The organism is Mycobacterium riyadhense, assembly GCF_963853645.1.
GTDB classification, from domain to species: domain Bacteria; phylum Actinomycetota; class Actinomycetes; order Mycobacteriales; family Mycobacteriaceae; genus Mycobacterium; species Mycobacterium riyadhense.
In genome coordinates, this window is sequence record NZ_OY970456.1 from 327,728 (window position 1) to 340,371 (window position 12,644).

The 12,644-nt window shown below is 65.3% G+C and carries 11 protein-coding genes and 1 pseudogene; 7 read left to right on the plus strand and 5 right to left on the minus strand.

All coding sequences use genetic code 11. The features are described from left to right. Positions 1-78: 78 nt before the first annotated feature. A complete protein-coding gene (locus tag AADZ78_RS01450; protein WP_085252761.1) occupies positions 79-1,572 on the minus strand; it encodes a PE family protein in 1,494 nt (497 codons plus the stop codon). A gap of 185 nt (positions 1,573-1,757) precedes the next feature. On the opposite strand from AADZ78_RS01450, the gene AADZ78_RS01455 reads away from it, so the two are divergent. The 4 genes from AADZ78_RS01455 to AADZ78_RS01470 all read left to right on the plus strand — a co-directional run bounded on the left by AADZ78_RS01455 (position 1,758) and on the right by AADZ78_RS01470 (position 6,967). Beyond that, entirely contained in the window at positions 1,758-2,843 is a 1,086-nt protein-coding gene (locus tag AADZ78_RS01455) for a diacylglycerol kinase (RefSeq protein WP_085252760.1), read from the plus strand. Between the two features lie 18 nt (positions 2,844-2,861). Then, positions 2,862-3,611 carry a glucose 1-dehydrogenase gene (locus AADZ78_RS01460; RefSeq protein WP_085252759.1) on the plus strand — a complete coding sequence of 250 codons (750 nt, stop codon included), beginning with the start codon at positions 2,862-2,864 and terminating at the stop codon, positions 3,609-3,611. Between the two features lie 12 nt (positions 3,612-3,623). Then, a complete protein-coding gene (locus tag AADZ78_RS01465; RefSeq protein ID WP_085252758.1) occupies positions 3,624-4,964 on the plus strand; it encodes an FAD-binding oxidoreductase in 1,341 nt (446 codons plus the stop codon). A 236-nt stretch (positions 4,965-5,200) separates the two neighbouring features. Beyond that, positions 5,201-6,967: an IS1634 family transposase gene (locus AADZ78_RS01470; protein ID WP_239655096.1), complete on the plus strand. Its 1,767-nt coding sequence runs from the start codon at positions 5,201-5,203 to the stop codon at positions 6,965-6,967. Between the two features lie 80 nt (positions 6,968-7,047). Here AADZ78_RS01470 and AADZ78_RS01475 read toward each other — a convergent pair whose 3' ends face one another. The 3 genes from AADZ78_RS01475 to AADZ78_RS01485 are packed head-to-tail and all read right to left on the minus strand — an operon-like array spanning position 7,048 to position 9,229. Beyond that, complete coding sequence (locus AADZ78_RS01475) at positions 7,048-7,587, minus strand: TetR/AcrR family transcriptional regulator (RefSeq protein ID WP_085252124.1); 540 nt, start codon at positions 7,585-7,587, stop codon at positions 7,048-7,050. Then, on the minus strand, positions 7,584-8,408 hold the full coding sequence (locus AADZ78_RS01480) for a thioesterase family protein (RefSeq protein ID WP_085252123.1): 825 nt from the start codon (positions 8,406-8,408) through the stop codon (positions 7,584-7,586). The genes AADZ78_RS01475 and AADZ78_RS01480 overlap by 4 nt, the downstream gene beginning before the upstream one ends. Further along, entirely contained in the window at positions 8,408-9,229 is an 822-nt protein-coding gene (locus AADZ78_RS01485; RefSeq protein ID WP_085252126.1) for an SMP-30/gluconolactonase/LRE family protein, read from the minus strand. The genes AADZ78_RS01480 and AADZ78_RS01485 overlap by 1 nt, the downstream gene beginning before the upstream one ends. Positions 9,230-9,372: 143 nt before the next feature. Between AADZ78_RS01485 and AADZ78_RS01490 the strand changes: the two genes are divergently transcribed. Genes AADZ78_RS01490 through AADZ78_RS01500 form a run of 3 tightly spaced genes read left to right on the plus strand, consistent with a single transcriptional unit; the run spans position 9,373 to position 12,365 of the window. Further along, positions 9,373-10,263 carry an acyl-CoA thioesterase gene (locus AADZ78_RS01490; RefSeq protein WP_085252122.1) on the plus strand — a complete coding sequence of 297 codons (891 nt, stop codon included), beginning with the start codon at positions 9,373-9,375 and terminating at the stop codon, positions 10,261-10,263. Positions 10,264-10,268: 5 nt separating this feature from the next. Next, the gene (locus tag AADZ78_RS01495; protein ID WP_085252121.1) at positions 10,269-11,189 is read left to right on the plus strand and encodes an LLM class F420-dependent oxidoreductase; all 921 of its coding nucleotides are present in this window, start codon (positions 10,269-10,271) and stop codon (positions 11,187-11,189) included. Further along, on the plus strand, positions 11,190-12,365 hold the full coding sequence (locus AADZ78_RS01500; RefSeq protein ID WP_085252120.1) for an acyl-CoA dehydrogenase family protein: 1,176 nt from the start codon (positions 11,190-11,192) through the stop codon (positions 12,363-12,365). It begins immediately after the preceding gene. 8 nt (positions 12,366-12,373) lie between these two features. On the opposite strand, the pseudogene AADZ78_RS01505 reads toward AADZ78_RS01500, so the two are convergent. Next, positions 12,374-12,600 (minus strand): annotated as a pseudogene (locus AADZ78_RS01505) (hypothetical protein); the annotation flags it as partial. Positions 12,601-12,644: the final 44 nt, after the last annotated feature.

Genomic DNA, 12,644 nt, shown 5'->3' on the forward strand with positions numbered 1-12,644 from the left:
GCTGAGGCCCTTAGAGCCTAGAGCGCGGCCGTCGGGAAGCCAGGCATTTCCTACTAATCCTCGCCGACCGCGGCCGCGTCAGTTCAGGACGGGCGGAATGAGGTGCAGAACGTTCCCCAGGCCGCCGCTCAGCAGCGATAGCGCCGTCACCTGCGGTTGGCCGAAGTAGAAATTGAGTCCGGGGTTGATCGACGGAACCCACGGGTAGGTGTCTGGGAACCACTCGGGCCCCCAGAGCCCAGCCTGCACCCCAATTTCCACCGCGGCGCCGTAGGGTGCCTGCAAACTCCCCAAGGCCAGGTAATAGGTGACCGCGAATGGGTTGGGAATTGAGAACAGCCCTGCGGGCGTGGGGATGTCGGCATAGTTGCCGGCGGGTCCGTAGTCGGCGTAGCCCAGGTCGACGAGCACCCGCAGCTGCGGTTGGATCAGGTCGGCCAGCACGGGGCCCGCATACGGAATGTCGCGGATCGGCTGGACCAGGGGCAGGTCCTGGGTGAGGATCATGTAGTACTGGGTGTTCCCGGCGTAGCCAGGAGAGGTCGGCAACAGTACCGCGTTGGACAGATCCTGCGGCGTCAAGGTCGGGTAGTCGCTATGCACGTAGAAGTACCCCATGAACGCGTTGATGTCCGACAGGATGTGGAGCGGGTACTGCGGCGCGTGCGCAATGCCGTCGTACTGCAGGGTGTAAATGTGGGTCTCATAAGGGGTATTCGCCGGAGTCGCACCGTTGAACGGCACATCCAGGAATGGAATGTAAAACCCGGGGAAGCGGGCGAGGAGCCCGCCGACCGGGTTGTTGGGCGCGCCGATCATCGCGAAGGCAATGTCGTTCGGATTAGGTGCGCCCGCCGCCATGAGATTGGTGATGTAGTTGTTGACGATCGTGGCGCTCTGCGAGTAGCCGAAGACGACGACTTTGTTCCCAAGGGTCAGCTCGTTGGTGACCGCAGTACTCAGCAGCGAAACGCCTTTGGCGACAGACTGGTTGAACGTCATGTTGCCGAGATCGGGAGTGATCGGCCAGAACTGTTCGGGTGTGAACAGCCCCTGAGGGATGGCGCCCGGGAAGAGCGGCTGAATGTATCTGGCGTTGATGTCGGTCACGTACTCGGCGAGTGGTAACGGGTTGCCGGTGCCCCCCATGATCAACGCGGTCGTCGATGCCGCCAACGGGCTGACGCCGCTCGATGCGCCGATGCCCAGTGGCGTCTGCCCCAACAGCGACCGGATCGGTGCGTTGATCGTGTTGACCGCGTTCGTCACCGCGCCGTTCACCAGCGCTGCGTTAGTGGCCTCGGCTTGCTGGTAGGCGCTTGCTGCGGCAGCCAGCGTCCGGGTGAACTCGTCTTGAAAAGCGCTCGCCTGCCTGAAAACCGCTTGATACTCCTGGGCGTATGCGTTGAACAGCGCGGCGGTGGCCGCCGACACCTCATCCTCGGCCGCGGCGATTACACCGGATATCGGCGCCGCCGCGGCCGCATTGGCCGCTCGGATGGTCGTTGCGATGCCGTCCACATTCGCCGCAGCGGACACCAATATCTCAGGCGCGGTAAGCATGTGCGACATCTCCCCGTCCTTCCCCGCAGCCGGGGCCGGTCCCGGTCTGACGGGGACTGACCGCTACCGCGGGTATTAGGTAGTTATAGAGAGTAGAGCGGTCCCGCGGATACGTCCGGCGTTTGAAGAGATGCAGTTCGGCGAGACTACTGTCTAAAAGGTTGCAGCGTCGCAGCTGCGGACGGAGGACCCTCATGGCGATTCGCGTCGCCCACGTCGGCACCGGGAATGTCGGTCGGCTGGCCCTGACCGAACTCGTCACCAACCCCAAGTTCGAATTGACGGGATTGTGTGTGTCCGCACCGGAGAAGGTGGGTCGCGACGCCGCAGAGCTCTGCGGGGTTGACCTGGAAACCGGTATCAAGGCCGTCGCCGACCTTGATGCCGTCCTCGCCGCCGCACCCGAATGCATCGTCTACTGCGCCATGGGCGATACCCGCCTGCCCGACGCCATGACCGACGTCCGGCAGATCCTGGCCGCGGGCATCAACGTGGTCGGATCGTCGCCCGGGCTGTTGCAATATCCTTGGGGCGTCATGCCCGACAAATACATCGATCGGGTGGAAGCCGCTGCCCAGCAAGGGAATTCGAGCATCTTCATCAGTGGTGTCGACCCGGGGTTCGCCAACGACCTGATCCCGTTCGCGCTCGTCGGGACTTGCCAGCGCATCGAGCAGGTGCGCTGCATGGAGATCGCCGATTATGCGACGTACGACGGCTCGGAGGTCATGTTCGACGTCATGGGGTTCGCCAAACCCTTGGGCGAAGTGCCGATGCTGCTGCAGCCCGGGGTGCTCAGCATCGCGTGGGGGACCGCGATCCGCCAGCTCGCGGCCGGCCTGGGTGTCGAGCTCGACGAAATCACCGAGTCATCCCAACGCGAGCCGGCGCCGGAAGACTTCGACATCGCCGTGGGACGCGTTGCCAAGGGCACCCTGGCCGCGCTGCGGTTCGAGATTCGCGGCATCGTCAACGGCCACCCCGTCATCGTCATCGAGCACATCACCCGCCTGCGGCCAGACCTGCGACCCGAATGGCCGCAGCCCGCCGCCGGCGGCGGCTCGTATCGCATCGAGATCACCGGGGAGCCCTGCTATGCCGTGGACGTCGTTCCGAGCAGCCGCAAGGGCGACCACAACCACGCGGCGATCGTGGGCGCCGCCGGGCGCATCGTCAACGCCATCCCGGCGGTAATTGCGGCGCCACCGGGCATTAGGACCACACTCGACCTGCCGCTGGTCACCGGCAAAGGGCTCTACACGCCAATGGTGGCCATCTAACCGAAAGGACCCCGTGCGATGGGACATGTAGGACGGGTAGCGGGCAAAGTTGCCCTCGTCAGCGGCGGCGCCCGCGGGATGGGCGCCGAACACGCGCGCCTGCTCGTCGAGGAGGGCGCCCAGGTGGTGATCGGCGACATCCTCGACGAGGAGGGCAAGGCATTGGCCGATGAAATTGGTGACGCCGCGCGCTACGTCCACCTCGACGTGACCCAGCCTGACCAGTGGGACGCCGCGGTCGCCACGGCAACCGGCGAATTCGGGAAGCTCGATGTGTTGGTGAACAACGCCGGCATCGTGGCGCTCGGACAACTGAAGAACTTCGACCTGGCCAAGTGGCAGAAGGTGATTGACGTCAACCTGACCGGCACCTTCCTGGGCATGCGGGCGGCCGTCGACTCGATGACCGAGGCCGGTAGTGGCTCGATCATCAACGTGTCGTCGATCGAGGGACTGCGCGGTGCGCCGGGGGTGCATCCCTATGTCGCATCGAAGTGGGCAGTACGCGGTCTTACCAAGTCGGCGGCCCTGGAACTGGCACCGCTGAACATCAGGGTGAACTCGATCCATCCCGGTTTTATCCGCACCCCGATGACGGCCAACTTTCCCGACGACATGGTCACCATCCCGCTCGGCCGGCCCGGCGAGGCGCGGGAGGTGTCCACCTTCGTCGTATTCCTTGCCAGCGACGACGCCTCCTATGCGACCGGCAGCGAGTTCGTCATGGACGGCGGGCTGGTCACTGACGTACCGCACAAACAGCTGTAGAGGCGCGCGAGCATGCTGCGCAGCCTGGCAAGTGCGGTGGGCTCCGGCCACGTCGTCACCGACCCCGACGTGCTGGCCGGCCGCAGTGTCGACCACACCGGCCGCTATCGGGGTCGGGCCAGCGCGCTGGTGCGGCCGGGATCGGCGGATCAGGTCGCCGAGGTGCTGCGGGTTTGCCGCGACGCCGGAGCACACGTCACCGTCCAAGGCGGCCGCACTTCGTTGGTGGCCGGCACCGTTCCCGAGCACGACGACGTGCTGTTGTCCACCGAAAGACTGTGCACGGTAGGCGATGTCGACATCGTCGAGCGGCGTATCGAGGTGGGTGCCGGAGTCACCCTGGCTGCGGTTCAGCATGCCGCGACTGCGGTGGGCCTGCTGTTCGGCGTGGACCTATCGGCCCGCGACACCGCGACGGTCGGAGGGATGGCGTCGACGAACGCAGGAGGTCTGCGCACGGTCCGCTACGGCAACATGGCCGAACAGGTCGCCGGCCTGGATGTGGCGTTACCGGACGGTTCCGTGCTGCGCCGGCACAGCTGGGTGCGTCGCGACAATACCGGCTACGACCTGCCGGCACTGTTCGTCGGGGCCGAGGGCACCCTGGGTGTCATCACCGCGCTGGATCTGCGGCTGCACCCCACCCCGTTGCATCGGGTGACGGCGGTTTGTGGGTTCGCCGACCTCGAGGCCCTTGTCGACGCCGGCCGGCTATTCCGCGACGTCGACGGCATCGCCGCCCTGGAATTGATCGACGGCCGGGCCGCCGCGCTGACCGGCGAGCATCTCGGGGTGGGCGCCCCGGTCGAGGGCGACTGGTTGCTGCTCGTGGAACTGGCCGCCGACCACGACCAGACCGATCGGCTCGCGGAGTTGCTCGACGGCGTGCAGCTGTGTGGGGAGCCCGCCGTCGGCGTGGATGTGGCTGCACAGCAACGGTTGTGGCGGCTCCGCGAATCGCTGGCCGAGGTGCTCGGCGTGTACGGGCCGCCGCTGAAGTTCGACGTGTCGCTGCCCTTGGCCGCGATCGGCGGATTCGCAAGGGACGCAGTTGCATTGGTCCATGCACAGGTACCCGACGCGCTGCCGGTGTTGTTCGGCCACGTCGGTGAGGGCAGCCTGCACCTCAACGTGCTGCGCTTCCCGCTGGAGCGGGAGCAGGCGTTGTATCCGGAGATGATGGGCTTGATCTCAGATAGCGGCGGCAACGTCAGCTCTGAGCACGGAGTCGGCACCCGCAAGCGGCCTTATCTGTCGATGTCTCGGGACGCGACTGACATAGCGACGATGCGGGCGGTCAAGGCGGCGCTGGACCCGACGGGGTACCTGAACGCGGCGGTGCTGTTCGACTGAGCCTGGGTCTTCTCGCCGCCACCGTGCACGTTTGTACGGCCGAGACGGCGAGTCGCCGTGCAGACACGCACGCTCGTGGCTGGTTAGTCCGAAGTTGCGTCGGGTGAGATGGCGAATTTGGCGGTTGAGCTGGGATCTGTGTGGGTTTGGGGCCTGGATATGTAGCCAGTGAATATGGCGTGTTGATGACGTATATTGGTGAATTTGCCTGGTAGTATCCGGTTATGGTGAAGCCGATGCGAATGCATGTAGCCCGAACACCGAGCAGGTACGTGGACAAGGCCGGCAACGTGCACCGCTACGAGTCGGTGCTGGTGCGCCGCACCTACCGCGAGGGCAAGAAGGTCCGCCACGAGACCCTGGCCAATCTGTCCAAGCTGCCCGCGGAGGCGATCGCCGCGATCGAGGCAACGCTGAAGGGGCAGGCACTGGTACCCGCCGAGGCGGCGTGCACCATCACTCGCTCGCTGCCGCACGGGCATGTGGCCGCGGTCGCCGCGATGGCCCGCCGATTGGGGTTTCCGGGCCTGTTGGGCCCGGCCTGCCGATCTCGGGACCTGGTGCTGGGGTTGATTATCTCGCGGGTGATCCGCCCGGCCTCCAAACTGTCCACGCTGTCGCGATGGGCCGATTGCACCCTGGGGCCCGACCTGGCGGTGGCAGATGCGTCTACCGATGAGGTGTATGCCGCGATGGACTGGTTGGCCAATCGCCAGGACGCAATCGAGAAGAAGCTAGCCGCCAAACACCTTGGGCCAGAGGCGAACCCAAGCCGGATGGCGTTGTTTGATCTGACCAGCTCGTGGGTGACCGGGCGGTGCTGTGAGCTGGCCGCCTATGGCTATTCCCGCGACGGCAAGAAGGGCCTGCCGCAGATTGAATACGGGGTGCTCACCGACCCGGCCGGGCGCCCGGTGGCGGTACGGGTAGTGCCCGGGGACACCGCCGACCCGGTCGCGTTCAGCGACATCGTCGAGGTGATCCGCGACCGCTTCGGGTTGACCCGGCTGGTGCTGGTCGGCGATCGCGGCATGATCACCTCCGCGCGCATCGACGCGCTGCGCAAGCTCAACGACAGCCCCGACACCGCAACGGCTTTCGGGTGGATCACGGCGCTACGCGCCCCGGATATCGCCACACTGGCCGCCGAGCAGGGACCGCTGCAAATGAGCCTGTTCGACACCCAAGACCTCGCCGAGATCAGCCACCCCGACTACCCGGGGGAACGGTTGATCGCTTGCCGCAACCCCGCCCTGGCCACCGAGCGGGCCCGCAAACGCAACGAACTGCTGGCCGCCACCGACGCCGACCTGGCCGCCATCGCCGCCCGGGTGGCATCCGGGCGCCTGCGCGGAGCGGGCAAAATCGGCGAGGCCATCGGCCGGGTAATCGCCAAACGCAAAGTAGGCAAGCACTTTCGCCGCGAGATCACCGACACCACCTTCACCTACCACCGCGACCAGGCCGCCATCGATGCCGAAGCCGCCCTCGATGGCATCTACGTGCTACGCACACCGGTACCCGCCACCGAACTCGATCCGACCGCGGTCGTAGAAAGCTACAAGAACCTGGCCCACGTCGAACGCGACTTCCGCAACATCAAAACCGACGACCTGGATCTACGACCCATTCACCACCGCCTCGACGAGCGCGTCCGCGCCCACGTACTGATCTGCCTGCTAGCCTGCTACCTCATCTGGCACCTGCGCAAAGCCTGGGCGCCACTGACCTTCACCGACGAACACCCACCCACCCGCGACAACCCCGTCGCCCCCGCGCAACGCTCACCGCAGGCCCAAGCCAAGGCCTCCACCCAACACGACGCCAACGGCAACCCGCTACGCAGCTTCCGCGGCCTACTCGACCACCTAGCGACCCTGACCCGCAACGACATTCACTACCACGGCACCAACGCCACGGTGCCCACCTTGGCCGAACCCACCCCCGATCAACGCCGCGCCTTCGACCTCATCGGCACCCCGATCCCACTAACCGCAGCGTAGCCAGAACCACCACCCCAACAAGACCAGCAAAACCCCAGGTCAACTAGAAATCCACTCACCCATAACGCCGCAACTTCGGGTTAGTCGGAGCCCTTGATACCGACGGCGTGGCGCAACTGTGCCAGGAATTGGTCGGCGTCGTCGCTTCGAACGACGTAGTGCGAGATCGCGATTCGGATCGCCGTCGCCGCCTTCACCGCGGCGTTGGGTCCGGGGAGGAGCCGTTGCAAGCCCTCCCGCATCTCCGGTATGACTCCCGACATTTGCGCGATGACGAGCTCCGGCTCGATATCGACCATGCGCACCCCCGAGTACGAGTACTGATAGTCGACGATGAACCGCAGCGCCGCGTCCAGCCTGTCGACGCCCTTGAGCCCGGAAGTTGCCTTGGCCAAGCCGATTTCGAACACCTGTCGCTCGTAGTTCGAGAATGCCGAAAGCAACTCTTCTTTGGACGCGAACCAGCGGTAGAGCGTGGGGCGCGATACTCCGGCCTGGGCGGCGACCTCAGAGAGGCTGAGCTTGGTCTTGCCGTTGCGCGCGAGCACCTCGGCGGTGGCCGAGAGAATGCGCTGGCGAGTTGAGGTGTCGGTGTCGGTGGTGGCTGTCGCCTGGCTCATGTCTGTCTCCCCGGGCGTCGGCGCACCAGCACGGACTGCTGGATGGCGCCGATCGCACCCTGCTCGTCGAAAAGTGTGCCAACCGTCGTCCCGATGCCGTCCGGCCCGTAGTTGGTCTCGGCCCGAATACCGATCCAATCACCCACGGGGATCCGGAACACGTGCACCGCCAGGTCGGTGTTGAGGAATGTCCATTTGCTGATGTCCAGCTTGCTGCCGATGCCGTTGGCGCAGTCGGCCACCGCGAACAGCCGCTCCAGCTGCGTCATGGTCTCGCCGTTGACAAGGTCGGCTGTCGGCTTGATCCAGGATTCTCCTGGGCCTTCGGTCAACGGTTCGGTCAGCCACAGCCACTCCAGGCTGTGCACGTAGTTGCGGTCCCGACTCATTGCCTTGAGGTTGCGCGAGCGGGCCTCGCTGAGCGGCCGCGGGAGCGGTATGGCCGCATGCGCGATGGTCTGGGTATCGAGGTGCTGCAGCCGCCAACCGCTGGCCCTGGCGACCGGTCGCGGTTGCCCGTCGGGACCCAGCGCCAGCATTTCGGCGCTCACCAGCTCGATCTGCTTGCCGGGGCGTTCGAGTTGCGGGCGCACCCACAGGTCACCCTCGGCCGGCACCGGACCCAACAGGTCGACGACGACCCGACTGAGCCGGGTGTCGTCGCGCCGCGAGCACCGCTGTAGCGCGCGGACCAGCAGCGCCGACACCGGCGCACCGTGTTGTATCTCGGACGACCAGGTGCCGCGCGCCAGGTCCGTCGCCCTGAACTTTTCACCCAGCGCGTCGGCGCCGTCGATCAGCTCGTAGTACGCGTCGGTCATTACGGCAGCCCAGCGCCGGGGGCGTCGACCAACACGGCGTCAAGTCGAGAGAGCCGGGTGCCGATGAGGCGTTTGGGATAGGTGTCGGTGCTGGACAGCAGGAACAGCGTCCGACGCTGGGGTCCGCCGAGCGTGCACGCGATGGCGACCCGGTCACCCATATCGATGCGGTCGGTAACCTCGCCGCCTTCGGTGATCCGCTCGAACTGATGAGCCAACGTCATCGAGGTCCACACGCCGCCCTCGGCGTCGAGCGCGATACCGTCGGGCGGTCCGTCGAGGCCGTCGGCGAAAACCCGGCGCTCGGTGAGTGCGCCGTCATCAGCGATGGTGAACGCGGTCAGCCGTCGGGCCATGGATTCGGCGACGATCAGCGTCTTGTGGTCCGGTGTGATGACCATCCCGTTGGGAAAGTCGAGGTCCCTGGCGACGACCGTCGAGCCGTTGTCAGCATCGAGCCGGATGATCAAGCCGCCTCCTGTGAATGCTTGGGAGCCGATGTATGCCCGGCCCGCGTCGTCTATCACCATGTCGCCGAGGTTGGCCGGTGCGAGGTCGGTGAGGTCGGCGATCGTCTCGGTGGTTTCGCCGTCATAGCGCAGCACCAGCCGGTCCTCGGCGGAGGCGATCAGCAGCGACCCGTCGGGCCGGAAGCCCAGGCCTGACGGGGAGTGGCCGGTTAACCGCAACGTCGTCAGCGAACCACGCATGTCCGACGTGTGCACGGCTTCGCCGAGCAGGTCAGAGAACCACAGCAGTCCTTCGAACCAGCGCGGGCCTTCGCCGAAGCAGAAGTCGTCGGCCAACGGCGTCGGAGTCATCGAGCCTTTACAAATCACGGCAAAAGTGTCACGCATCACGGGCACCGCTGTCAACGCGGGGCCAGGCAGTGGGTGTGCTTTACAAATCTACTATGAAATGTCACGCTGGGCCGGTGGGCGCGGTGGGCCGCGGGTAACGAGAGGTGAGCGCTTTGACCACAGATTCTGAACGGGCGCAGTGGTCGGTCGAACGCCTGCTCGACCTGTTCGAGGTGCGGGCCGACGGTCCGGATCGGTTCACCGCTGACACCGGGATTGCCGGGCAGGATGAGCGGCAGGTGGTGGAAGGCACCCAGGTCTTGGCGCAGGCGATTGTCGCTGTGGCCCAGCGTCTCCCGGGCAAGTCGGTGCGTTCGACGCACGCGGTGTTCTCCCGCGCCATCGCGGTTGGCCCGCCGATCGAACTCGTCGTCGACGTGGTGCACGAAGGCCGAACGACCGCTACCGCGATCGTCGCTGTGCACCAGAACGGCCGGCGCTGCCTGAGCGTGACGGTGCTGGCCGACGTTCCGACGGCCGACGTGATCCGCCACCATCTGCCGCGGCCCGATGTTGCGGCACCCGCGGCCGCCCACGTGTCGGAGATGCCGATGATCGGACGGGAGCTGCGACTCGTCGACGTGGTCGACGTCAACAGCCCCGACGAGGTCGGGCCGCCGGAACTGTACGCGTGGCTGCTTTACGACCCCATCCCGACCCGCGACGAACTGGCCAAGGCGCTCGTCGCGTACTTCACTGGGCACCTGGGGATTTCCACCACCATGCGGGCGCACCCAGGCATCGGTACTAGCCAGGCGCACCTGACGGTGTCCACCGCCCCGATGACGATCTCGGTCGCATTTCACGAACCCGTGCACTGGCATGGATGGCTGCTCTATACACACGAGAGCACCCAGGTCGGCGCCGGGATGTCGTACGTGCGCGGCACCGTGCACACCGAGGAGGGTGAGCTGCTGGCATCCTTTGCCCAGGAAGCGTTGATCCGGCCGCTACGCACCGGCGACACGGCGATCGACGCACGTTCACGGTTCTAAATGCCATGCGCTTCACCATCACCCACCCGATGCACGGCAATCCCTACCATCCGGACCTGTTGAGTGGGGACGGCATTGCGGCGGTGGCCGCTGCGGCCGAAGCGGCGGGATTCGATGGGTTCGGCTTCACCGACCACCCCGCCCCCTCGCAGCGGTGGCTGGAAGCGGGCGGGCACGACGCCTTAGATCCTTTCGTCGCACTGGGTTTCGCGGCGGCCCGAACGACAACGCTGCGTCTGATTCCCAACATCGTCGTGCTGCCTTATCGAAATCCATTCGTAGTGGCCAAATCCGGAGCGACGTTGGACCTACTGTCCGGTGGGCGATTCACTCTCGCGGTCGGTGTGGGTTACCTCAAGCGGGAATTCTCGGCACTGGGTGTGGACTACGACCAGCGCGCGGAGCTGTTCGAGGAAGCCTTGGCGGTGATCCGCGCGGTGTGGACCACCGACGACATGTCATTCGAGGGACGGCATTTCACCGCGCGCGGAATCACCGCGCATCCCCGTCCGGTCTCTAACCCGCATCCTCCGATTTGGGTCGGCGGCAACACGGCTTCCGCCCGCCAGCGAGTTGTTCGGTACGGCGATGGCTGGTGCCCGTTCCCCGCTTCTCCCGGCCTGGCCCGCACCGCGGGTACGGCGGCCATTGACTCGTTAGATCGTCTTGGCGACGGCATTGAGGATCTACGCCGCCGGTGCGACGCTGCCGGCAAAGACTGGTCGGTCATCGACGTCACATTCACCAACTTCGACGGCGGCAGCCCCGGGAGCGATGCTTTCAATGCCGACGCCTACCTCGGTGGTCTGGAAAAGCTGGCGGCGCTTGGTGTTACGTGGGTGCAGGTTGGTCTGCCGGGCGACAGTTTGGCGCATGCGTTGGACAGCATCGACCGGTTCCGGACGACGGTTATCGACGTGATCTAGATGGACTTCTCACGGGTCGCACTTTCGGAGGCCGACGCGGCCTTCCGTGACCAAACGCGGGCTTTCGTGACCGAGCACGTCACCGACGAAGTGCGCTGGCGGAACCGGGAGTTCGGCGAAAACTTCGATGAGCAAGTGCATTTGGCGCTGGGCGGCGCGGGTTATCTGGCGGGGGATTGGAAGCCCGAGTCCGAGGGTGGGTTCAGTCCCATACGCCGGCGAATCTTTGAGCTCGAGATCGCCCGGGCCCATACGCCTTGGTATCACTGGGGCACTACGTCCGTGGTCGCGCGTTTGGTGCAGCAGTTTGGTGCGGCCGAACTCGTCGGCCAGGTTTTGCCAGGAGTGCTGTCCGGCCATATCCGGCTATGTCTCGGTTACACCGAACCGGAGGGCGGCTCCGATGTCGCGACCTGCAAGACGCGCGCGGTTCGTGACGGTAGTGCGTGGATCATCAATGGCTCCAAGATGTTCACGTCCAACGCGCAGCATGCCAAGTACGTCTTTTTGCTGACCAATACCGACCCGCAGGGACCAAAACATAAGAACCTGACCATGTTTCTGGTTCCGCTGGCTTCACCTGGCATCGAGATACGGGGGATCCGCACGTTGGACGGTGACCGCACCAACGTCGTTTATTACAGCAACGTACGAGTCGACGACCTATACCGGGTCGGTGAGGTGAACGGCGGCTGGACAGTGATGCGGTCTGCACTGGACGCCGAGCATGGCATTGCCGAATTGGACGTCGGTACGGAAGCCCATGGCCTGCAGGATATTGCGGCTATGTCGGGTCACGCCATGTTGATGGCTGAGGTAGTGGATGGGGTCGCGGGCGTCGTCGCGGAGGCAGCTGACGAGTCGGTGAAGTACCGGCTTGGGCGCAGTTTCGTCCGGGTAGAAGCGGCGTTGTCTACTCCCGGGATGTTCGGACGTGTGGCGATCGCCCAGACGATGCGTGAAGCCTCCGGGGACTTGATGGATGTCCTGGGGGCGGCTTCCGCGTTGCCGACAGATACCCCGGGTTCCGCCAATGACGGGGCGACAGAGTATCTGTTCCGGCTGGCGTTACCGATGGGGATCTACGGCGGCACCCTGGAGGTCTTCCGCAACATGATCGCCCAACATGAGCTTGGCCTCGGCCGCCCCAACTACGGGAGCTCTGCCACGACCTGAACACGCTGCTCGGTGGGTAAGTCATTGACCACGTCGGCCGGGAATGCGCAACTCACTGGGTGATTTCGCCGATGTACCAGTAGCGCCCGTTCGGTATTGATCACCATTTGGCCGTTTCGCAAAGCCTGACTGCGACGCGGATGCGGCTCGATACATATAACGTCGTCGGGGATCGGTGGAGCGAACCACTCGCGGGATCGTTACTGAGCGGGCCATGCCCGGCCACTAAACTCATGCGTCCCCGAATCCTTTTGCATTACAGATTCTCGCCGACTGCGT